This is a genomic window from Micromonospora sp. NPDC000207, from assembly GCF_040300925.1.
GTDB lineage: Bacteria > Actinomycetota > Actinomycetes > Mycobacteriales > Micromonosporaceae > Micromonospora.
Genome location: NZ_JBEPEQ010000061.1, coordinates 14,353 through 35,576 on the forward strand (window position 1 = coordinate 14,353; position 21,224 = coordinate 35,576).

The window sequence follows — 21,224 nt, forward strand, 5'->3', positions numbered from 1 at the left end:
CACCGACAGGCTGCTCCGGCCGCGCCGTCCGCCGACAGGTTGACCCGGCCGCGCCGCCCACCGGCAGGTTGACCCGGCCGCGCCGTCAGCCGGTGCGGGCCACCGCACCGAGACCCACCGGTCGGTGGGACGTCAATGCAGGTGGTCGACATCGTCGAGGCGGACGATCCACCGGTTGTGGAAGTGGTCGTCCTCGCGCAGCACGGTGATCCCTCCGGGCGAGAAGCGGCAACCCACCGACCCCGCCGCGTCGAGGGGCATCCCGATCCACGCCGCCAGGACGAAGGTGGCGGTTCCCCCGTGGGTCACCACGACCTGGTGCACCACCTCCGAGCGGAGGATGCGGTCCACCGCCGCGTACGTCCGTACCGCCAACTCCCATTTCGTCTCGGCACCGGGTATCCCCTCGTCGTGGCGCATCCGCTCACCGACGGCGGGGGGTGGGACGAACCTTTCGTCGAGCCACGCCTGCGGCCGTCCTCCCGCCTCGCCGTACGACTTCTCCCGCAGGTCGGGGTCGAGCACCACCCCCACCCCGAGGCGCTGCCCGAGGAGTTGCGCCGTCCGGCGGGCGCGGAGCAGGTCGGAGGAGAACACCTCGACGGCACCCGCCTCCGACAGCCGACCGGCCAGCGTCGCCGCGATCCGTTCGGCGTGGGCGGTGCCCCGGTCGGTGAGGTCCGAGTCGTACCAGCCACCGACCAGTCCGTCGACGTGGTGGGTCGCTTCCGGGTGTGTGACGACGTACAGCTCTCTCACCTCGCGGAGTCTAGGAGGTCGTGCCACCGGGCCGCCGCCCGCACCGACTGTCGTCGGAGCCGTTGTTCAGGCCGGGACGAAGGCGGTCCCGGTGAGCTGCTCGGAGACCTGCCAGACCCGCTGGGCCTCCTCGACGCTGCGCAGCGGCGGGTAGGTCCGCTGCTCGGCGGGCGCACCGCCGAGGTTGCCGGGTCCGCCGGGGCCGTAGAGGACACCGGGCCTGGCGGTGGGGTCGGTCGCCGCCATCAGCGCGGGAAGCTTCGCGGTCTCCACGGTGCCGAGCAGGATCCGACGCTCGGACAGCGCCCGGATCAGCCGGTACGCCGGGGTGTCCCGGCTGCGCCCCAGCTCGGGGCGGGCGGCCAGCAGGCTGGTGGGGGCCACTCCGGGGTGGGAGAGGTTGCTGGTCACGCCCCAGCCGTGTGCGGCGCTGCGGCGCTCCAGTTCCAGGCCGAAGAGCCCGAACGCGATCTTCGACTGGCTGTAGGCGCGCATGCCGTCGTACGACCGCTCCCAGTTGAGGTCGTCCCAGTTGATCCGTCCTCGGCGGGCGGCGATGCTGACCTGGGAGGTCACCCGGGCGCTGCCGGCGCGCAGCAGTGGGAGCAGACGGGCGACGAGGGCGAAGTGCCCGAGGTGGTTGGTCCCGAACTGGAGTTCGAATCCGTCGGCGGTGGTCTGCCGGTCCGGTGGCCGCATCACCCCCGCGTTGTTGATCAGGATGTGGATCGGGTGGCCCTCACCACGGAGGGTGTCGGCCAGGGCCGCTACCGAGTCCAGGCTGGACAAATCGAGGCTGCGCAGCGAGACGTCGGCGTCGGGCGTGGTCTGCCGGATCCTGGCGACGGCGGCCTCGCCCTTGGCCCGGTTGCGGACGGGCAGGATCACCTCGGCACCGGCTGCGGCCAGCCGGGCGGCCATCCCCAGGCCCATCCCGTCGCTGGCGCCGGTGACGACGGCCCGCTTACCGGTGAGGTCGGGGACTGTGACGTCGATCGGAGTACGTGACACGGCTTCTGCTCCCTGGGTCGTCCGGTTCCTCGGGGTACGCCGTCAATCGTCGACCGGACCGCCGGTGGTAGCCACGGCCTGTCGATCCCAGGCTCACCGGATCCCCCTTCGCTCGGACGGGGGGATCGACGGGGCGTGGCTACGGTCTCGATCGGACTGTAGAACCGGGGGCAGTACATCGAAGGGAGAACGTCGTGATCGATCGCACCGGGTTGGCGCAGTTTCTTCGTAACCGGCGTGCGGCGCTGCAACCGGAGGACGTGGGGTTGCCGCGTGGGCGACGTCGCAGGACCGACGGGCTGCGGCGCGAGGAGGTCGCGTCGTTGTGCCACATGTCCGTCGACTACTACTCCCGGATCGAGCGGGAACGCGGCCCCCAGCCGTCCCAGGGGATGCTCGCCTCCATAGCCCAGGGGCTGCACATGTCGATCGACGAGCGGGACCACCTGTTCCGGCTCGCCGGGCACACACCGCCACCCCGGGGGACCGCCACCGAGCACATCAGTCCCGGGTTGCTGCGGGTGCTCGACCGCCTGGACGACACCCCGGCCGAGATCGTCACCGAACTCGGTGAGACGTTGCGGCAGTCCCCGCTGGGGGTGGCCCTCACCGGGGACAACACGAGGCACACCGGTCCGGCCCGCAGCGCCGGGTACCGGTGGTTCACCGACCCCGCCGCCCGTCGGCTCTACGCGCCGCGCGACCACGCCTTCCTGAGCCGGATGTGGGCGTCGGGGCTGCGCGAGAAGGTCACCCTGCGGGGGCCCGGCTCCCGCGCCGCGCACCTGGCCGAGCTGTTGCTGGCCGGGAGCGAGGAGTTCCGGCGGGTGTGGGAGGACCACGAGATCGGGGTACGTCCCCGCGAGGTCAAACACTTCGTCCACCCCGAGGTCGGCGAGCTGGAGCTGAACTGTCAGCAGCTCGTCGACCCGGGGCAGGCGCACGCACTTCTGGTCTACACCGCTGTTCCCGGCAGTGAGAGCTACGAGAAGCTCCAGGTCCTCTCCGTCATCGGCGCGCAGACGCTCCGGTGAGCCACGGCCCGGCGTACTGGGTCGCGCCCACCCGCGCGGCCCCTGGCCTTTTCGGCCTCCGTACGCCGGGGCGGGCAGGGACGTCCGGACGCCAGGGAGTCCGGGTTGAGATTGTCCACTGTGGTCCTCTGGTTCGTGGCCGGTGGAGCACCCGCCGGCGGTCTTCGTGCGGTCGGTCTCCCTACTCCGACCGGCACCCCGAGGTTCACGTGTGGGGTGAATCGTGCGGTAGCTCACCATGGCTCACATATCGGGACACCATCCTCAGCGTCGGGGTCCACCTTCCGTGCGGATCGATGGAAGTCCCGGCGTTCAGGTGGTACGCGTCGAGTCGGCGACGATGGCCTGGAGGGCCGCGACGTGGTCGCGGTACGCCCTCTTCCCCTCCCGGGTCAACGTCAGCCAGATCCGACGGGAGTCGATCTGGGAACGTTCCTGGGTGACGTACCCGGCGTCGACGAGTGCGGCGACCTGTTTGCTGAACGCGGAGGCGGTCAGGCCGAGGGTGTCCTTGACTACCGACATCTCCACCGTCGTCGCCGTGGCGAGCATGGCGCAGATCTTCAGCCGGTTGGTGGGGTGGATGATCGGATCCAGTTCACCGGTCACCTGCGGGTGCTCCGGTGGTGCAGCACCGAACCGATCGTGTAGCTGATCGAGGTTCCCGCCGCGCAGGCCACTACCAGCCACGTCGCGTCGGCGTCACCGGCGATCATCGCCGTGGCGAGGAAGGCTGCCGCCAGGGCGACGGCGGCGAGGAACCCACGGCTGGTGGGGATCGCGAACGGTGTGCCGATCTGGTGTCCTGCCCAGTAGTTGAGGGCGAACACGGCGATGCCCAGGGTGATCCAGGCTCCCAACCTGGCCGATTCCAGTAGCGGGGTCAGCGCCATCGCACCGAGCAGTAGGGCGTTGGCGAGGTAGATCCAGCGCGGCCAGGGGCGGTTCCGGACCGCGTGCTGGGCGGCGGCGACGGCGTCGAGGTCGGCGGCTGCCTGGTGGCGGTTCGGCGTCGGCTCGATACTTTCCATGCTGGAAAGCATACGAGATGCTTTCCAGTGCGGCAACTATGTGGGTGGTGGGGGTGGGTCAGGCGGCGGCGGGGCGCCGGGTCAGGACCTGGGGGCCGGACGGGGTGATGGCGACTGTGTGTTCCGAGTGGGCGGTACGGGACCCGTCGGCCGAGCGGATCGTCCAGCCGTCCTCGTCGAACACGATCTTGTCGGTGGAGCGGCAGAACCAGGGCTCGATGGCGATGGTGAGGCCCGGGACGAGCTTCATCCCCCGGCGCGCGCGCCCGTCGTTGGAGACGTGCGGAGCCTCGTGCATGGTGCGTCCGATGCCGTGGCCGCCGAACTCGCCGTTGACGCCGTACCCGTAGGAGCGGGCGACCTCGCCGATCGCCGCCGAGACGTCGCCGAGGCGGCCGTCGGGCTGGGCGGCTTCGATGGCGGCCTCCAGGGCGACCTCGGTCGCCTCGATCAGCCTCAGGTCCTCGGGGTCCGGGGTGCCCACGACGACGGAGCGGGCCGAGTCGGCGACCCACCCGTCGATGCCCACCGCCATGTCGATGCTGAGCAGGTCGCCGTCGCGCAGCAGGTAGTCGTGCGGGAGGCCGTGCAGGACCGCGTCGTTGACCGACAGGCACAGCACGTTGCGGAACGGGCCTCGGCCGAACGACGGGGCGTAGTCCCAGTAGCAGGACTCGGCGCCGCGCTCGGCGATCCGCCGTCGGGCGTGGTGTTCGAGGTCCATCAGGTTGACGCCGACCGCGGCGACGTCGCCCAGCTCGGCGAGCAGTTCACCGACGAACCGGCCGGTCACCGCCATCCGGCCGATCTCCTCGGCGGACTTGAGCTCGATCACGACAGCCTCCCTCTTCCGGTATTTCTATACCGGGATTTTTATACCACGCGGGGTCGTCCGCTCGACGGGGGTATCCTGCGGGAATGGTTCGCCAACCACTCACCGCCGAACAGATCGCAGCGGGCCAGCGCCTCGGAGTCGCCCTCCGGGCGGCGCGAGCCGGTCGCAGCCTCGTCGAGGTGGCGCTGGCTGCCGGTATCTCCCCCGAGACGTTGCGCAAGATCGAGGCGGGTCGCCTCCCCGCCCCCGCCTTCGGCACCGTGGTCTGCCTGAGTCAGGCCCTCGACGTCTCCCTGAGCGACCTGGCCGACGTGTGGCGGGCGGACCTGCCCATCCGCCAGGCGTCCTAGCGGCAGCCGCCCGCACGATCCAAGCCGTCGGGTGGATCTTCACTCCTGCGGGCGGAGGGTCGCCTCCGCCTGATCGGTCCCGATGTGCGGAATGTGGTGCAGGTGAAGGCTTCGGTCGGCCTGCGGCGTCAAGACCACCGTCGAGAGGCCGTCGGCCGGTGACCGCCGGTCGGCCTGAACCCGTCGCGACGGCGGACGGCCGGGCCGACCTCGTCGGTGTGACACGGGACCGGACGGACCCTGCACTGTGCAGGGTCGACGGAGGCGGCGGAGGCGGCGGATGAGGGTGGCGGTAGTCGGCGCGGGTGTGGTGGGTCTGTCCACCACTGTCGCCCTGCTCGGGCAGGGTGCCGACGTGGTCTGTTACGACAGGGGTCGGCCGATGGGGGAGCGCTCCGTCGGCGGCTCGCGGATCTTCAGGCTCGCGCACACCGACGCGGAACTGGTGGACCTGGCGATCCGGTCCCGCCGGATGTACGACGCCTGGTCCCGGGACGCCGCCGAAGAGCTGATCGACGACACCGAGACGGTGGTCAGCGGCCCTGACGTCAGTGCCTGGGCGGCGGCGATGTCCGCCGCCGGTGCCCGGCACAGCGTCGTCGGGCCGACCTCGCCGTTGTTGCGGCTGCCCGCCGGCGAGATCCCGGCCCAGTCACTCGTCGACCACGCCGGCGGGGTGGTGCGGGCCGCCCGGGTCGGCGCGTACCTGCGGTCCGTGACCTCCTCGGTGGTCCGCGAGGCCACCGTCTTCGCCGTCGAGGAGACGACGGGGGGAGTACGGGTGCGCAGCAGCACCTCGGCGGAGGTGTTCGACGCGGCGGTCGTCTGCGCCGGCGCGGCGACCTCGGGGTTGGCGGCCCAGGTGGGCATCTACACACCCCCGGACCTGAACCACCACGTGCGGTTCACGTTCGCGTTGCGGCAGGGGTCGGAGCGGGAGCGGTTCCAGTGCTGGATCAGCAGGTCCTCCGACGGACTGGACACGTACCAGCATCTCAGCGGCCCGGGGGAGTGGGCGGTCGGCGCGCACGTGGGCCGCGACGACGTCCGGTGGGAGGCCGGCCGCGACCACGCGACCCAGGCGTCCCGGCGGGTCGTCACCGGCTACGTCCGGCGGTACCTCACCGCCGTCGACCCGCAGGTGCGCGAACTCCTGCACTGTACGACCACCCCGGGGCTCGACGACGGCTACCGGGTCCTGCGTCGGGGCCGCGTCCTGGCGGTGTACGGCGACAACCTGTTCAAGTTGGCGCCGGTGCTCGGCCGGCGGCTGGCCGGTGCGGCGCTGGACGGGTCCACCCCGCCGTCGACGGGGATGCACCGGACCGCGCCGGTGGGCGGGGACGAACCCGCCGACGGTCGGGGGTGAGGGGCTCACTCCGGGTTGGAGCGGTTGAGGATGGTCACGCCCTCGGCGTACCTCAGCAGGTCGGAGTCGCTGATGGTGAGGCCGTCGTCGACTGTCACCTCCAGGGTGGCCTCCCAGTAGGTGACGTCGACGGCGAGCGTGACCCGGTCGGCTCGGCGGGTGAGCACGGCGTCGTCCCCGTTGACCTTCCGGTTGACACCGGTGAGTTGCCGCTGTTCGCGCAGGACGGTGCGGAACCCCGCCCTGCCCGGTGCGGAGGACGGCGTGCGGAAGGTCATCCGGGACGCGGTGACGCTGTCGGCCACCAGGCCGGCGGGGCTGCGGTCGAGATCGAACGGGGGAAGGACCCGGATCGACGCCGGGGAGAGCGAGTCGGCGAGTGACACCACCTGCTCCGGGGTGTACGTGTCGTCGGTGGCCAACTGGATCCACCGGGTCGACGACTCCCGCCAGTACAGGGTGAGCTGTTTCGCGGGCGAGACGTCGACGGTCCGGAACGTGCCGGTCTTCCCGCGTACCCGCATCGGCTGTTCGGTGGCGGAGGTGGTGAACGTCGGCCTCGACCCCGACACGGTGACGGTGACGTCGGCGTGGTGGCGCAGCTCGGTGGCCTCGAAGAAGGCGATCGGCTTCCCGCCGTCCACGGAAGCGATGGGGGCGGTCATGCCGTCCTTGGCGGGCAGCGTGTACGGGAACGTCGGTGCCGTCCACCCGTCGACGAGGGTCACGCGGCGGTCGGCCGTGGCAGTGGCGGGCGACGACGGCGGCACGACCGCGGGATCCGGTCGGGTGGCGATCACCGCCGCCGCCGGTACGCCGACGGCCACCACCAACGCCACGGCGGACAGTCGGGTGACGATCCGGCGTCTGCGGTACCTGTGGGCCCGGTCGTGGACCGTGTGGAGCAGCCCGGCCTCGGAGGGGGCGCTGTCGACAGCCCGGTGCATCGTCTCGGCGAGCAACCGATCCAGGTCATCCATTGCCGTCCACCCCTTTCTCGCTCAGCACGGTCCGCATCCGGGCGAGGGCGCGTGACGCCTGCGACCGGACCGTCGACTCTCCGCAGCCCAGCAGTGTGGCGATCTCGTCGTCCGGCAGGTCGCAGTAGAACCGCAGGACGAGCACGGCCCGCTGGGCGCGGGGGAGCCCGGCCAGCAGCTGCCACATGTGGGCGCGGGCCAACACCCGGTGTTGGGGCTCGTCGAGGCCGGCCGGTTCGGGCACGTCGGCGAGGATCGCCTCCCGGGACGCCCGTCGTCGCCGCCAGGACAGGAACTGCCGCACGATCGCGGTCCGCACGTACGCCTCGGCGTGGTGCATCGCGGTGATCCTGTCCCAGTGCCTGTGCATCCGGGCCAGGACCTCCTGCACGATGTCCTCGGCGAGGTACGCGTCGCCGGACAGCACGTACGCGAACCTGAGCAGTGCCCGTCCGCGCCCGTGCACGAAGTCGTCGAAGTCCTCCGCGTGACCGGACCGCACGTCCGTCGACTCGTTCGTGGTCATCGTGGCCTGTTCGCCTGGCCGTCGGCGATCTCCGGGCCCGGGAGGGTCACCGGAGATCACCGAGGCGTGAGACATCGGTCAGCGGCTCAGCAGGCCTTCGACACGTACGACCCCGAACCGGGGGCGGTGACGTTCAGGTCGCGCAGCACGACGGAGAGGGTACTGCCGTGACTGCGGCAGGCCTTGTCGAAGCTGCTCCGGGTGTACTCGATCACGATCACCCGGTCACCGTACGTCCGGGTGTAGGCGTCGCACTCGTTCCAGGTGGCGCACTCCTCGGCGACGGCGAAGTCGAACCCGATCCGCCGCGCCTCGGCGGTGGTCAGCTCCGCGAGGTTCTTCTGCGCCACGGCGAGACCCTTACCGTGGGCGTAGGAGGCCAGGGACGTGGCGTACGCGACGGCCTGGGAGTGGGTCAGCAGGCCCTTGGAGCGGAGGTACGAGTCCAGGTTGTCCGGCTCGATGGCCTTGAACCCCTTACGGGCGCACTGGTCGATCCAGCCGCCGACGATCCTGGTCAGCGCCGTCCGCTTGGCAGCGGTCGAGAAGTCGAACATCAACTCGTTCCAGCCCTCGTCGACGACGAGGTTGCCCCGGGCGTCGCGCAGCAGCAGTTCAGGGTGGTTGTTCTTCCACCACGACTCGGCACCGGGCTGGGCCTGGAAGGCGTTGACGTAGCAGATGTTGTACAACCCGGGGGCCGGGCTGGCCTCCATGTCACGGCTGACCACGCGGACCCCGGAGGCCGGCGGGTACGGCCTGCCGATCTGGTAGTCGAACCTCGCGTTGCCGGGCGGGGGCGTCCACGTGGCGGCGGCGGTCGTACGGGTCCTCGTCGCCGACGGCGACGACGTCGCGGTCGGGGTGGCCGCGCGGGTGGACGCCGTCGGGGCGACGGTGGGCTTCGCGCTCGGGGAGGCGGAGGTCGACGTGGTGGGCGACGGTGTCGCGCTCGGTGACGGCGGAGCTGTTGTCGCGGGAACGCTCGGGGGCGCGTCGGGTGCCTGTGTCGCAGGTGACGAGCCGACCTCGGAGGTCGGGCTCGACGTCGGTGCCGGCTGCTTCTCCCCCCCTCCCCACCAGTGCTGTCGGCCGCTGGCACCGGCGGCGCCGATGCCGACGCCGAGGGCGACGGTCACGGCGGCCGTGACCGCCAGCCCCGCCCTGACCTGCTTGCGGTTCCATGCCATCGATGTGACTCCTTGCGCGTTCGAGGGGAGAACTCCTCTCCCTCAACGCCGTGGGGTACCGGGTCTGCTGCCGCCTGATCGGGACAACTTTGTGCTGCCGGGTGCTGACAGGTGGTGCATCGTCTAAAAGGTTCAAAAGCCTACTCAGTCCGCATTTCGCGCCTATGCTCCGCCAGGAAAGGGGTGGAGATGAGTCGACCAGCGGGCGGCGAAGGGCTGATCCTGGCGGGCCGGTTCCGCACGGACATCGAGGGACTACGCGGGCTCGCGCTCGTCCTGATCCTCTTCGGGCACGCCGGGGTGTCCGCTCTCCCCGGCGCCTTCGTCGCCGTGGACGTCTTCTTCGTGATCTCCGGTTTCCTGATCACCGGTCTTCTCGTCGACGAGATGCGCCGCACCGGCACGATCTCCGTCACCGCCTTCTACGTCCGTCGGGCCAAGCGGCTGCTCCCGGCCGCCAGCGTCGTCGTCGTGGCCAGCCTCCTGCTCACCTACCTGTACCTGCCGCCGATCCGCTGGGCAGAGACCGCCCGGGACGCCCTGGCCAGCGCGGTGTACGCGATGAACTGGCGGCTGGTCGACCAGTCCACCGACTACCTGCGTGCCGAGGAGGCACCGAGCATCCTCCAGCACTTCTGGTCCCTCGCCGTGGAGGAGCAGTTCTACCTGTTCTGGCCGCTGCTCCTGCTCGCCGCCGTCACGTTCGCCGTCCGCCGCCGGCCCGACGCCGCGACACCGGGGCCGGGGTGGACGGGGTGGCACATCCCGTCGGGGCGGCACCGCAGGCCGCTGCTCGGCGACCCGACGTCCGCCCGGTTGCTGGTCGCCATCGCCCTGGTCGGCGTCCCGTCCCTGGCCTGGTCGGTCCATCTGAGCCACGCCGACCCCGCAAGGGCGTACCTGGTCACCACGACCCGGATGTGGGAACTGGCACTGGGGGGTGCCCTGGCCATCCTGGCGGGACAGTTGTCCCGGCTGCCGCGCCCGGCGGCGGTCGCGCTCGGCTGGGCCGGGGTGTCCGCCGTCGCCCTCGCCGCGATCCTGATCCGGCCGGAGACGGCGGTGTACCCCGGTCACGTCGCGCTCCTGCCCACCCTCGGCGCTGCCGCGATCATCGCGGCCGGTCCCGGGGCCGGTCGGTACGGGCCGGCGTGGCTGCTCGAATGGCGACCGATGCGGGCAGTGGGCGTGGTGTCGTACTCGTGGTACCTGTGGCACTGGCCGCTGCTGGTGGTGGCGCAGGCGCGGTGGGGCCCGCTGAGCACCACCGCCGGGCTGATGATGATCGTCGTCTCCGCGATCCCGGCGGTCCTGACCCACCTCCTGGTGGAGAACCCCGTCCGGTACGCGCAGTTCTCCAAAGCCCGCACCCTGCGGATGGGACTGGTCGCCACCGGGTTCACCGTCGCGGCGGGTCTCGGACTGCAACTGGCGGTACGCCCACCGCCCCCGTCGGTCCCGCCCACCGCGAACCAGGCGCAACCCCCCGGTGCCGCCCCGGTGGACGGGGCACCCGGAGGCGGGCTCCCCGCCGCCCCCGTCGACAGGTACCCCAGCATCACGCCCGACCCGTTGCACGCCCGTGACGACCTGCCCGACGTCTACCGGGACGACTGCATCACCCAGGCACAGGAGTCGCACCTGCGCAGCTGCGTCTACGGCGACGGCGACTCACCGGTCGAGGTGGCGCTGGTCGGCGACTCCCACGCGGCGCACTGGGTGCCGGCCCTCCAGGTCATCGCCGCCCAGCGCGGCTGGCGGCTGGTCACATACATCAAGACGACCTGTTCCTTCCTGGCGACACCGACGAGCGTCGCCGGACGCACCGACCCCAGCTGCACACAGTGGAACCGCACCCTCCGGTCGGCGCTCACCGGTGAACGCCGCCCCCGGATGGTGATCGTCTCCAGCGTGACGCAGGTTCCGATGGTCGCCGGCAGCACCCCGCCGCCGGGACCGGCCACCACGGACGCCCAGACCACGGCGCTGACCCAGACCTGGTCGGAACTGACCCGGGCCGGACTGCCCCTGGTGGTCATCCGGGACACACCCGCCTTCCAGCGGGACATGGCCGAGTGCGTCTCGGCCAACCGGGAACGGCTCACCGCCTGCGCCCAACCACGACAGCGGGCCCTCGCCGTCGGTCTCCCCCAGGAGCGGGCCGCCGCCGCCCTGCCCGACGTGGACCTGATCGACGTCAACCCCGCGATCTGCCCCACCGAACAGTGCCCCGCCGTGATCGACGGGCTGCTCGTCTACCGGGACGCACACCACCTGACCGCCACGTACGCCCGTCACCTCGCGCCCCGGCTCCACGACCTGTTACGTCGCCACGCCTCGCCGCACCTGCCCTGAACGAGGCGTCGGTGCCGTCCACCCGGATGAACGTCATCCTGAGTCGACTGTCAGGATGACGGGATGACGATCAGTTTCGCGAGAGTCGCCCTGGTCACGGGTGGTAGCCGTGGTATCGGTGCCGCCGTCGCATGCCGGCTCGCCGCTGACGGCGTCGACGTGGCGTTCACGTACCGCACCGACGAGCAGAGCGCGAAGGCGGTGGTGGCCGCCATCGAGGCGTACGGGCGTCGGGGCCTGGCGATCCGCAGCGACAGCGCCGACGCCACAGCGGTGGCCGGTGCCGTCGACCGGGCGGTCGCCGAACTGGGGCGGCTGGACATCCTGGTCAACAACGCCGGGGTGTTCGTTGGTGGTGCGATCGAGGCGGTCACCCTCGACGACCTCGACCGGGCCGTCGCCGTCAACGTCCGGGGGGTGTACCTCACCACCCAGGCCGCCCTCCGTCACCTCGGCGAGGGCGGGCGCATCGTCAACGTCGGCAGCAGTTTCTCCAGCCGGGTCCCGGCCCCCGGGGTGAGCGCCTACGCCATGACCAAGAGCGCCGTCAACGGACTGACCCGGGCGCTCGCCCGCGAACTCGGGCCGCGCGGCATCACGGTCAACCTGGTCCTGCCCGGCTCCACCGACACCGACATGAACCCGGCGGACAGCGCTGCGGCCGACGCCCAGCGATCGCACATCGCGCTCGGCCGGTACGCGACGCCCGAGGACGTGGCGGCGACGGTCAGCCACCTGGTGGGCGAGGGCGGACGGCACATCACCGGCGCGGCGATCGCCATCGACGGCGGCGCGACGGCCTGAAACGGCTGGGTCGACCGACACCTACGCGTCGTTGCGGCACACACCGTGGGGTCGTCCCGTCCTGCGCCGACCGGCGTCGGCGTACGAAAGGGTGTTTGAGGGTTTCGGGGGTTGTTTCGAGGCTGTTCGTGTTGAAGTCTCAACGGGCTGTCCAACGATACGGTAGAAGGGGTGACCTTCTCACTCGATCTGCTGTCCGTACCCCCGACCCTGCTCGCCTTCGGCGAGCCCACCCACGGCGAGTCGGCCTTCCTCCAACTGCGTAACGACACCTTCCTGGCGCTGGCCGACCAGGGCTACCGGTCGATCGCGCTGGAGAGCGACCGGGCCGCCGGACTGCTCGCCGACGAGTTCGTCGGGGGCGGCACCACGGTGCCGCTCGACCGGGCTCTCGCCGAAGGGTTCAGCCACGGCTTCGGTGCCGCCCCGGCCAACCGCGACCTGCTCCTGCGGATGCGGGAGTGGAACGCCGGACGGCCGGCCGCCGACCGCCTGACGGTGCACGGCTTCGACGCTCCGCTGGAGATCGAAGGCGCTCCGAGTCCCCGCCGCCACCTCCTGCGGGTCTGCGCCTTCCTCGACTCCGACCGCGCCGACGAGATCGACGACCTCGTCGGCGACGAGGCACTGTGGAGTGAACCGGACGCGGTCTGGGAACCGGGTCGGTCGATCGGACGTTCCGCCGACGCCCAGCGCCTCCGGGTGATCGCCGACGGGTTGCTGACCGAGCTGTACCTGCAGGCACCCCGGCGACCCGAGGGCTGGCAGGCGGCCCACGTGCAGGTCACCAGCGCGGTCGGGCTGCTGCGCTACCACGCCGAGGCCGCCGCCCCGTTGCCGCAGCCCGAGCGCGTCGCCCGCCTGGTCGGGGTCCGCGACGCGCTGATGGCCGAGAACCTGATGGCGATCCGCTCGATCGAGGCGCACCGGGGACCGACCCTGGTCTTCGCCCACAACCGGCACCTGCAACGCCACCCGAGCACCATGACCATGGCCGGGATGGACCTGTCGTGGTGCAGTGCCGGTGCCATCGTGGCCACGCTGCTCGGCGACCGGTACGCGGTGATCACCGGCAGCCTCGGCGCGAGCCCGGCACTCGACATCGAGGCACCCGCCCCTTCGACGTACGAGGGCAGGCTCCACCGCGACGACCGGCTTCCCCGGTACGTCCGGGCCTGCGACGTGGAACCCGGCGACCGGCGGACCCACGACCACAGGTACTTCCCGCTGGACCAGGCCACCATCGCGCACACCGACCTCGTGCTGCACGTCCCGACCGGCACCGCCCCGGCCATGCTCGCCGACCGGATCCTCGCGCTGCCCGGGGTCGAACAGTTCGTGGCGAGCGAGGAGAACGGCTCACCCGAGGGCTCGTGGGGCGACAGGTTCTTCTCCGTCGGCCCCGACCGTCGCCGACCGTTCGCCACCATCGTCGACCACGACGTACCCGGCTTCGACGAGTCCGCCCGACTCGACCGTCCGGGTGTCTTCCGGCTCAACCTCGACCTGGGGCGAGCCGAGTTCGAGCGGTTGTTCGGCTTTCCACCCAAGGACTTCGAGGAACACCGGCACGAGTTCGACTTCGCCCGGCTGGACACCGTCGCACCGCACCCGGGCTACGGACTGTACGGTTTCGCCGGCGTCGTCGCGCCCGGCCCGCACCTGCTCCCCGAGGTCGACCGGCTGCTCGGGATCGCCCACGCCCGCGCCTGCGACCGCCACGAGCGGGCGTCCCGACGCCCCCGACCGTGACCGCCCGGGCACCGGACTCGGCGTCCGGTGCCCAGCCGGGCTACTCCCGCCAGCCGGTCAGCTCGACCCCCTTGGCCATCTCCACCCGGAAGCCCATGCCGATCTCACCGCTCTCGCCCGGTCCGAGCCGGAGCCGCCAGGTAAGCTCGCCCAACTCGGTCCGCTCGGTCGGCGGGGGGACCACTGTGGTCTCCCGTACGACCACCGCGTCGTCGCGGGACACCGGCAGCTGGTCGCGCACCTCGACGGCGGCCGGGCGCGGGGTGTGGTTGGTGACCGTGACCCGGTACTCCACCTCCCGCCGTCGGGTGGAGCCCAGGGTGGCCTTGCTCTCGGTGCGCCGGTGCAGGGTCCGTTCCACCCGCAGCCGGTCGTCCACCCCGAGGGCCAGTTCGGTCTCCTCTCCCGGTGCCCAGATCGGCAACCGGGTGGCCGCGACGAAGTCGGCGTCGTGGAAGACCGACGCCGGCCCGGCGAGCAGCGTGTGCTCCGAGGTGTTGTGGACGGTGGCGCGCAGGTGAGCCTCGGTGGCGTGCACCGGGACCGTCACGTGGTCCAGCCGGGCCGGTAGTTCCAGGACCGCGATGGTGGCCCGGTGCGCGCTGCCGTCGGCGGGTACCCCCACCGGGCGGGCCGGACGGTAGGTGGCGGCGGTGATCCCCTGCTCGACCTCGGCGACGGTCTCGCGGACCCTCGGCCGTGGTGCGGCGGAGCGGGCCACGGCACCGGAGGGGGGCGGGGCGGCGCCGAACGCGAGGGGAACCGGCATCTCCGCGAACGCCGCCCCCGGTGCGGGCGGCGGCGGCGCGGGCCGGACCCGGTCGATGTACCAGGGGGACAGTTCCGGTACGGCTGTCGACGTCGCCGGTCGGGCGGTGGACAGGTGCAGGTCGCACTCCGGCCAGTCCTCCCCGGTGTCCTGGCTGACCAGCCCGAACCAGGTGACGGTGACCGTCTCCTCGACCAGCCGCAGATCGTAGGTGGGCTGCCAACGGGCGCCGTCGACCAGGTAGGTGAGTTCCAGGTCGAGGTCGGTGTCGTCGGCGTCGACGGAGACGGTGACCTCGGCGGCCAGCCGGTCCGGTTCGCGCTTCCCGTGGGCGGCGTCGAGGTCACGCGCGACGACGGCGAGTTCCTCGGCCAGGTCGGTGCGGCGGCGGGCGGACTCCCGTCGCCGGGCGCGGGAGTCGGCGAGTTGACCGGCGACCGTGTCGGTGAAGGCCGCCACGTCGGTCGGGGTGGCGTCGCCGGTGGCCAGCGCCCTGGCGTACGTGCCGCCGGCCCGTTCGGCCAGACGGGCGAGGAACTGGCCCCGCTGGTCCTCGACAGCGTCCGCGTCGTCGATCTCGGCGAGTTCCCCGGTGAGTTCCCGGTGACGCCGTTCGAGGGCGCTGACCTGCCCGTCGCTGCTGCGGGCCTGCCGCCAGGCGGTCACGTCCACGCCGAGGACGGTGACCGCACCCCGGCCACCGACCCGGATCGAGTCCCGCCGCAGGCCGAGGGGGAGCGGCGCGATGCGTACCCGGTGCTCGCCGACGGCCAGCCGGGTGTTGCCCCGGCGGGTGATCCGGGCTCGGTCCGGGTAGACGGTGACGCCGACGATTGGTGCTTCGATCTCCGCTGTGGTCACGGCGGCGAGGGTAGTCCAGCAGTGCCCGTACCGGGGTCCACCGTCCTGTCAGGCCGGGATCGCCTGGGGGTCGGCGGCGGCGTCGTGGGCGGCCATGGTCTCCTGGCGGCCGGGTTCCTCACGCAGCATGGCGCAGTGCAGCCAGGTGTCCGGGATGCCGAAGCCGTCGACGAGCGTGCCCATGTGCGGTCGGAGTTCCTTGAGGAGGCCGTTCACCACGGCGGTGACCGCTTTGGATCGGGCCGGGGTGAGTCGGCCGTGCTCCAGGAACCACCCCTTGTGGGTCTCGACGACGGTGAGGGCGTACAGGTCGCAGACCCGGGAGAGCAGGGCGCGGACCTCCGGGTCGGCGGTGTTCTCGATGCCCGCCACGAAGGCTTCCAGGGTGATCCGGTCGATGTGCGCGGCGGCGACGGTCAGGACGTGGTCCTGGACGTCGTTAAAGATGTCGAAGGGGCGGTCCTTCTTGACTGTGGCGCCGTTGCGCAGGCGGCGGATCGCGCCGTCGAGGAGGTGCTTCTCGCGGTCCTCGAACACCTTGAGCTGCCAGCCGCGGTCGGTGACGGCGACCTCGTCGTCCTGGCCGGGTACGGCGCTGATCAGCCGGTGGATGAGCGACCGGGCGGCGGTCCGCTCGATCATCATCTCGCGGACCTGCTCGGCGACGAAGGAGGCCCGGCCCCAGCCGTCCAGCGAGCCGAACTCGTCCCGGTAGCCGGTCAGCAGTCCCTTGGCCACCATCTGGAGCAGGACCGTGTTGTCGCCCTCGAAGGTGGTGAAGACGTCGATGTCGGCCTTCAGACCGGGCAGCCGGTTCTCGGCCAGGTAGCCGGCACCCCCGCACGCCTCGCGGCACATCTGGATGGTGCGGGTGGCATGCCAGGTCTGTGCGACCTTGAGACCTGCGGCCCGGGCCTCCACCTCCCGTTGCCGGTGCTCGTCGACCTGGTCGGCGGCCTCCTGCACCTCGCAGAGGGCGGTGACCAGTTCGGTGTGGGCGAAGTGCAGCGCGTACGTGGTGGCCAGGGCGGGCAGGAGCTTGCGCTGGTGGGCCAGGTAGTCGTTGAGCAGGACCTCCCGGTCGGCACCCGGGGTGTCGAACTGGCGTCGGACGTCCCCGTAGCGGACCGCGATCGTCAACGCCGACCTGGTGGCCGCCGACGCGGCGCCACCCACGCTGACCCGCCCCCGGACCAGGGTGCCGAGCATGGTGAAGAAGCGTCGGGCGTCGTTGTCGATCGGGCTGGAGTACGTGCCGTCCTCGGCGACCTGACCGTACCGGTCCAGGAGCATGTCCCGGGGCACCTGGACGTGGTCGAAGGCGATCCGACCGTTGTCCACCCCGAGGAGCCCGGCCTTGGGGCCCGCGTCGCCGATCGTCACCCCGGGCAGCGGGACGCCCTGCGCGTCGCGGATCGGCACCAGCCAGGCGTGGACGCCGTGGCGTCGTCCCTGGGTGATCAGCTGGGCGAAGACCACTGCCATCCGCCCGTCCCGGGCGGCGTTGCCGATGTAGTCCTTGCGGGCCGCCTCGTGCGGGGTGTGCAGGTCGAAGGTCTGGGTCTGCGGGTCGTAGGTGCAGGTCGTGCGCAGTTGCTGGACGTCGGAGCCGTGGCCGGTCTCGGTCATCGCGAAGCAGCCGAGGGTCCGTGCGGAGGCGATGTCACGCAGGTACGCGTCGTGGTGCCGCCGGGTGCCGAGGGCGACGACGGCCCCGCCGAACAGGCCCCACTGCACGCCGGCCTTCACCATCAGCGACAGGTCGACCTGTGCCAACATCTCGCTGGCGACGACCGATCCACCGATGTCGGACCGGCCGCCGTACTCGGTGGGGAAGGCCGAGGCGATGCCGACCTCGGTGGGCAGTTCGCCGAGGAGTCGGGTGATCCGATCGCGGGCCTGGTCGCCGGTCTCGCCGTACACCGGGAGGAACCGGGCGTCGAGGTGCTCCCGGTGCGCGTCGCGGACCTCGGCCCACGGTCCGTCCAGCACGTCCTGCAGGCGGGCGGGGTCGACGGGGCCGGACGCGTGACTGGACATGTGGTCACCTCGGAGGACGCTCGGGTACCGCTTCGTACCGGATCAAGGGTACGAGCCGCCGGCGGGTGGGCAACCCGGAAGCCGGATCCGCCGGGGTGTTCGTCGAACGGGCCGGGCGTCAGCCGGGCTGGGGTGGTGGGGCCGTCGAGGCACGGATCCGCAGTGACGCCGGCAGGATGACCGACGGGGTCGGTCGGCCGTCGCGCAGGTCGATACACGCCTGCATGCCGAGCCGGCCGAGTTCGTGGCCGGACAGACCGATAGTGGTCAGGGGTGGGGTAGTCACGGCGGCGACCGGCAGGTCGTCGGTCCCGATGACGGAGAGGTCGTGCGGCACGGCCAGGCCGAGGCGGGCGGCGGCTGAGTAGACCGCGACGGCGAGGTTGTCGTCGTCGCAGAGGGCCGCCGTGGGCCGGGGGTGGCGGGCCAGTTCGACCCGGACCGTCTCGGCGGCCTCGGGCGGGTGGAACGAGCAGCGCAGCTCGGTGCCGAGCATGCCGGGTCGGCGGGCGACCTGGTTGTCGAACGCGGCCGCCCGTCGGTGGAGGGTCCACGCGTCGCGGTCGCCACGGACGTGCAGCACCCGCCGGTGGCCCAGCGCGTACAGGTGTCCGATCGCCTCGGCGACGCCCCGGTCGAGGTCGAAGGTCACGCTCGGTACGCCGGTCTCCGAGGCGGCGTCGAGCAGGACCAGCGGCAGCCCGGCGCTCAGCTCCCGGGCCTTCTGTTCCGACAGCGAGCAGGCGAGTACGCCGTCGATGGCCTGGTGTGGTGACGTGAACGGACCGTGGTCGTCGTCGGAGGTGACGGGGAAGACGGTCAGTCCCAGGCCGTGGGCCTCCCCGACGCGCGCGGCACCCCCGTGGACGGTGCCGAAGAACGGGTTGGTCAGGGTGGGTACGGCCAGCGCGATCGCGCCGGTGACACCGCGCCGCAGGATGCGGGCGGCCACGTTCGGTCGGTAGCCCATGCGCTCGGCGATGTCGAGGATGCGCTCGACGGCGGCCTGACCGACGCGTCCGTGCCACCGGTCGTTGACGACCAGGGAGACGGTGCTCTGCGACACCCCGGCGACCCGTGCGACGTCCGCCGCCGTGACCCGGGAGGCCCTGTCTGTTGTCATGACTATTTTTCCTGATCGATACGCAGGTCAACATGACTTTGGGTGTTGACCTTGTTACTGAGGGGCTATTTTTCCGTCACGTCATACGTATGATGCCCTTCAGGCGTGGGGCATGTGGCGCAACGCTGCGTGCACGTTCACACAGACAGGATTGCCTGTTGCGATACGTTACTGTCTTCTGTGGGGCTTCTCCCGGACACCGTGACGCGCATCGACAGACCGCGACGACGCCCGGTGCTCGGCTCGTCGCTCCGGCGAGCGCCGAGGCGTGAGCGCCGTGCGAATCCGCCTGGCCGTCTTCGACCTGGACGGCACCCTCCTGCCCCGCACCACCGCCTGCCAGCAGATCGCCGCCGCCGCCGGTGATCCGCGCACCATCGACGACCTCGAACGCGACTACCGGGCCGGGCTGATCGACAGCACAGTCTTCGCCGAGCGGGCGCTGCGGTCCTGGGAACATCTCGGCGAGGACCTCTACCAGCGGGCCTTCGCCGCCGCGCCCAAGATCGAGGGAGTGGAGCGGGCGCTCGCGCGGCTCCGCGCGGAGGGCGTCGTGACGTGTCTGGTGACAATGGGACCCCGGCAGTTCGCGGAGTGCTTCCCCGGGTTCGACCACGTCCACGGATCGACGTACCCGACCCGGATCCTCAACCCCGAGGACAAGCCCACAGTCGTCCGCGAGCTGCAACAGCGGCTGGGCATCGACACCGACGAGGTCGTCGCGTTCGGCGACTCCGACTCGGACTTCCCACTGTTCAGCGCGCTGCGCCACACGGTCGCGGTGAACAGCACACCGAACCTCGCCGCGATCGCCGCCCACCGCTACGACGGGGTCGACATCGACCAGGCCCTCGACCTGGTGTGGCCATGCCCCGAGGCGGTCGGACGGTGACCGACGCGACAATCGTGGCGACGTGTCGGGCCTTCACCGAGGACTTCCCCGACCAGGAGTCTCATCTGGTCGACGCGCTGACCCGGCACGGACACGACGTCGACCTCCACCACCGGGTCGACGGGCACTTTCCCGACGGGGAGCTCTGCGTCGACGTTCCCGCCCATCCTCGCGGCCGACCGGTCCTGATCGTGCAGTCGCTCACCGGCCCCGCCCAGAGCCCCGACGCCGCCATCGTGTCGCTGTTGGCCACCGCCCGGGCCTACCGGGACCACGGTGCCGGGTCGATCTGCGGTTTCGTCCCCCACCTCGCCTACGCCCGGCACGACCGGCTCGTCCCGGGTCAGCGTCGCCCGCTGTTCGCACGGCTCCTCGCCGACCTGGCCGCGGCGGCCGGTCTGAACCACCTGATCGCGATCGCGTCCGGGGCGGAGGACCAGCTGGGTGCCCTGTTCCACCGCCCGGGGCTGTCCCTGGTCGCGGCCCAGCCCCTGCACCGTCACCTGTTGGAACGCCTCGACACGCCCCCGACGTGTCTGGTGGCTCCCGACACCGGCGGTCATCCGCACGTGCGTCGGCTCGGTGCGGCACTCGGACTCCCCACCGTCGGCCTCGTCAAGCGACGCCTCGGGCCCGACGAGGTGCGGACCGTCGTCCCGCAGGTGGCGGCGATGCCCCGGACCGGTCACGCCGTCGTCGTCGACGATCTGGTCACCAGCGCGGGGACGTTGGTCGCGGCGGTCGCCGCGCTCCGGACGTACGCGCCCGAGCTGCGGATCTCGGCCGTCGTCACCCACCTGCGTCCGACCGGCACCGGCCTGCGTCGCCTCGACCACCTGCACCGGTCCGGCGGGTTGGCCGGTCTGTACGTCACCGACTCCGCCGGACACCGCGCGGGTGTGCGGGGGGTGACAGTGGTCGACGCCCTGCCGGAGGTGGCCGACGAGGTCGCCGCCGTGTACGGGACCGAGTCCGCCAGCTGGAGGAGAGTCCATGCGCGCAGTCTCTGAACCGGCGCTCGGGGCCACCGGCGGCGCCGCTCCGGTGCTGTCCCTGTCGGTGGTCTGCGTCGACCTGACCCGGCTGGGCGAACACGTCGCCACCCTGACCGGGATGGGGTTGTCCCGCCTGCACGTCGACCTCACCGAGCCCGCCTTCGGCGGCGCCCTGGGATTGCCGCTGGAGGCGCTCGGCGACCTGCGGCGCGCCACCCACCTGCCCATCGACGTCCACGTGATGTTGACCGAGCCCGGCCCGCTCCTGTCCGACATCGCCGACCGGGGGGCGGACGCGATCTGCGTACACCAGCGCACCGTGACCGGTTCGGTGATCCGGGTCCTGCGGGCGGTGGCGCGGCGGGGCGTCCAGGTGGGGCTCGTCCTCGACCCGGGACAGTCAATCGACGACGAGACCGTGGCCGCGCTCGAACCGGACTACCTCACGGTGATGAGTGTGGTGCCCGGCGGGGCGGGGCGGCCGTTCCGTCGGGAGGCGCTGGGCACCCTGCGTCAGGCCGCGCGGCTGCGCGCCGCCGGTGCCGTCG

20 protein-coding genes are annotated in these 21,224 nt (G+C 71.8%); 9 read left to right on the forward strand and 11 right to left on the reverse strand.

All coding sequences use genetic code 11. The features are described from left to right. Positions 1–132: 132 nt before the first annotated feature. Positions 133–759: a histidine phosphatase family protein gene (locus tag ABT336_RS16540; protein ID WP_350897471.1), complete on the reverse strand. Its 627-nt coding sequence runs from the start codon at positions 757–759 to the stop codon at positions 133–135. A gap of 66 nt (positions 760–825) precedes the next feature. Beyond that, positions 826–1,770, reverse strand: coding sequence for an SDR family oxidoreductase (locus ABT336_RS16545; protein ID WP_350897472.1), 945 nt, complete (start codon positions 1,768–1,770; stop codon positions 826–828). Between the two features lie 194 nt (positions 1,771–1,964). Between ABT336_RS16545 and ABT336_RS16550 the strand changes: the two genes are divergently transcribed. Beyond that, on the forward strand, positions 1,965–2,804 hold the full coding sequence (locus ABT336_RS16550) for a helix-turn-helix transcriptional regulator (RefSeq protein ID WP_350897473.1): 840 nt from the start codon (positions 1,965–1,967) through the stop codon (positions 2,802–2,804). A 312-nt stretch (positions 2,805–3,116) separates the two neighbouring features. On the opposite strand, the gene ABT336_RS16555 is transcribed toward ABT336_RS16550, so the two are convergent. From ABT336_RS16555 to map, 3 genes are read right to left on the reverse strand one after another with little or no spacing between them, the layout of a single operon-like run. Beyond that, the gene (locus tag ABT336_RS16555; RefSeq protein WP_350897474.1) at positions 3,117–3,413 is read right to left on the reverse strand and encodes a transcriptional regulator; all 297 of its coding nucleotides are present in this window, start codon (positions 3,411–3,413) and stop codon (positions 3,117–3,119) included. Beyond that, on the reverse strand, positions 3,410–3,835 hold the full coding sequence (locus ABT336_RS16560) for a hypothetical protein (RefSeq protein ID WP_350897475.1): 426 nt from the start codon (positions 3,833–3,835) through the stop codon (positions 3,410–3,412). The genes ABT336_RS16555 and ABT336_RS16560 overlap by 4 nt, the downstream gene beginning before the upstream one ends. Before the next feature lie 58 nt (positions 3,836–3,893). Continuing rightward, a complete protein-coding gene (map, locus tag ABT336_RS16565; RefSeq protein WP_350897476.1) occupies positions 3,894–4,670 on the reverse strand; it encodes a type I methionyl aminopeptidase in 777 nt (258 codons plus the stop codon). 83 nt (positions 4,671–4,753) lie between these two features. On the opposite strand from map, the gene ABT336_RS16570 reads away from it, so the two are divergent. Together ABT336_RS16570 and ABT336_RS16575 are read left to right on the forward strand one after the other, a co-directional pair. Then, the gene (locus ABT336_RS16570) at positions 4,754–5,020 is read left to right on the forward strand and encodes a helix-turn-helix domain-containing protein (RefSeq protein WP_350897477.1); all 267 of its coding nucleotides are present in this window, start codon (positions 4,754–4,756) and stop codon (positions 5,018–5,020) included. Between the two features lie 280 nt (positions 5,021–5,300). Then, the gene (locus tag ABT336_RS16575; RefSeq protein WP_350897478.1) at positions 5,301–6,389 is read left to right on the forward strand and encodes an FAD-dependent oxidoreductase; all 1,089 of its coding nucleotides are present in this window, start codon (positions 5,301–5,303) and stop codon (positions 6,387–6,389) included. Between the two features lie 5 nt (positions 6,390–6,394). Here the strand turns inward: ABT336_RS16575 and ABT336_RS16580 are convergent, their stop codons facing one another. The 3 genes from ABT336_RS16580 to ABT336_RS16590 all read right to left on the reverse strand — a co-directional run bounded on the left by ABT336_RS16580 (position 6,395) and on the right by ABT336_RS16590 (position 9,085). Continuing rightward, on the reverse strand, positions 6,395–7,369 hold the full coding sequence (locus tag ABT336_RS16580) for a hypothetical protein (protein WP_350897479.1): 975 nt from the start codon (positions 7,367–7,369) through the stop codon (positions 6,395–6,397). Further along, positions 7,362–7,895 carry a SigE family RNA polymerase sigma factor gene (locus ABT336_RS16585; RefSeq protein ID WP_350897480.1) on the reverse strand — a complete coding sequence of 178 codons (534 nt, stop codon included), beginning with the start codon at positions 7,893–7,895 and terminating at the stop codon, positions 7,362–7,364. The genes ABT336_RS16580 and ABT336_RS16585 overlap by 8 nt, the downstream gene beginning before the upstream one ends. Positions 7,896–7,981: 86 nt before the next feature. Beyond that, a complete protein-coding gene (locus tag ABT336_RS16590) occupies positions 7,982–9,085 on the reverse strand; it encodes an endo alpha-1,4 polygalactosaminidase (RefSeq protein ID WP_350897481.1) in 1,104 nt (367 codons plus the stop codon). A 189-nt stretch (positions 9,086–9,274) separates the two neighbouring features. Between ABT336_RS16590 and ABT336_RS16595 the strand changes: the two genes are divergently transcribed. From ABT336_RS16595 to ABT336_RS16605, 3 genes are all read left to right on the forward strand, one after another. Further along, positions 9,275–11,440: an acyltransferase family protein gene (locus tag ABT336_RS16595; protein WP_350897482.1), complete on the forward strand. Its 2,166-nt coding sequence runs from the start codon at positions 9,275–9,277 to the stop codon at positions 11,438–11,440. A 63-nt stretch (positions 11,441–11,503) separates the two neighbouring features. Continuing rightward, the gene (locus tag ABT336_RS16600; RefSeq protein ID WP_350897483.1) at positions 11,504–12,244 is read left to right on the forward strand and encodes an SDR family NAD(P)-dependent oxidoreductase; all 741 of its coding nucleotides are present in this window, start codon (positions 11,504–11,506) and stop codon (positions 12,242–12,244) included. Between the two features lie 171 nt (positions 12,245–12,415). Continuing rightward, a complete protein-coding gene (locus ABT336_RS16605) occupies positions 12,416–13,996 on the forward strand; it encodes a DUF6194 family protein (RefSeq protein WP_350897484.1) in 1,581 nt (526 codons plus the stop codon). 40 nt (positions 13,997–14,036) lie between these two features. On the opposite strand, the gene ABT336_RS16610 is transcribed toward ABT336_RS16605, so the two are convergent. The 3 genes from ABT336_RS16610 to ABT336_RS16620 form a co-directional block, all read right to left on the reverse strand. After that, entirely contained in the window at positions 14,037–15,626 is a 1,590-nt protein-coding gene (locus ABT336_RS16610) for a DUF4139 domain-containing protein (protein ID WP_350897485.1), read from the reverse strand. Between the two features lie 48 nt (positions 15,627–15,674). Continuing rightward, positions 15,675–17,666, reverse strand: coding sequence for an acyl-CoA dehydrogenase family protein (locus tag ABT336_RS16615; protein ID WP_350897486.1), 1,992 nt, complete (start codon positions 17,664–17,666; stop codon positions 15,675–15,677). A 118-nt stretch (positions 17,667–17,784) separates the two neighbouring features. Then, positions 17,785–18,789, reverse strand: a complete 1,005-nt coding sequence (locus ABT336_RS16620; RefSeq protein ID WP_350897487.1) for a LacI family DNA-binding transcriptional regulator — start codon at positions 18,787–18,789, stop codon at positions 17,785–17,787. 268 nt (positions 18,790–19,057) lie between these two features. Between ABT336_RS16620 and ABT336_RS16625 the strand changes: the two genes are divergently transcribed. The 3 genes from ABT336_RS16625 to ABT336_RS16635 form a co-directional block, all read left to right on the forward strand. Continuing rightward, positions 19,058–19,681 carry an HAD family hydrolase gene (locus ABT336_RS16625; protein ID WP_350897488.1) on the forward strand — a complete coding sequence of 208 codons (624 nt, stop codon included), beginning with the start codon at positions 19,058–19,060 and terminating at the stop codon, positions 19,679–19,681. After that, the gene (gene prs, locus ABT336_RS16630; protein ID WP_350897489.1) at positions 19,678–20,691 is read left to right on the forward strand and encodes a ribose-phosphate diphosphokinase; all 1,014 of its coding nucleotides are present in this window, start codon (positions 19,678–19,680) and stop codon (positions 20,689–20,691) included. Before ABT336_RS16625 ends, prs begins: the two co-directional genes overlap by 4 nt. Further along, positions 20,675–21,224, forward strand: a 550-nt coding sequence (locus tag ABT336_RS16635) for a hypothetical protein (protein ID WP_350897490.1), incomplete at its 3' end; no start/stop codon positions are given. The genes prs and ABT336_RS16635, both read left to right, overlap by 17 nt.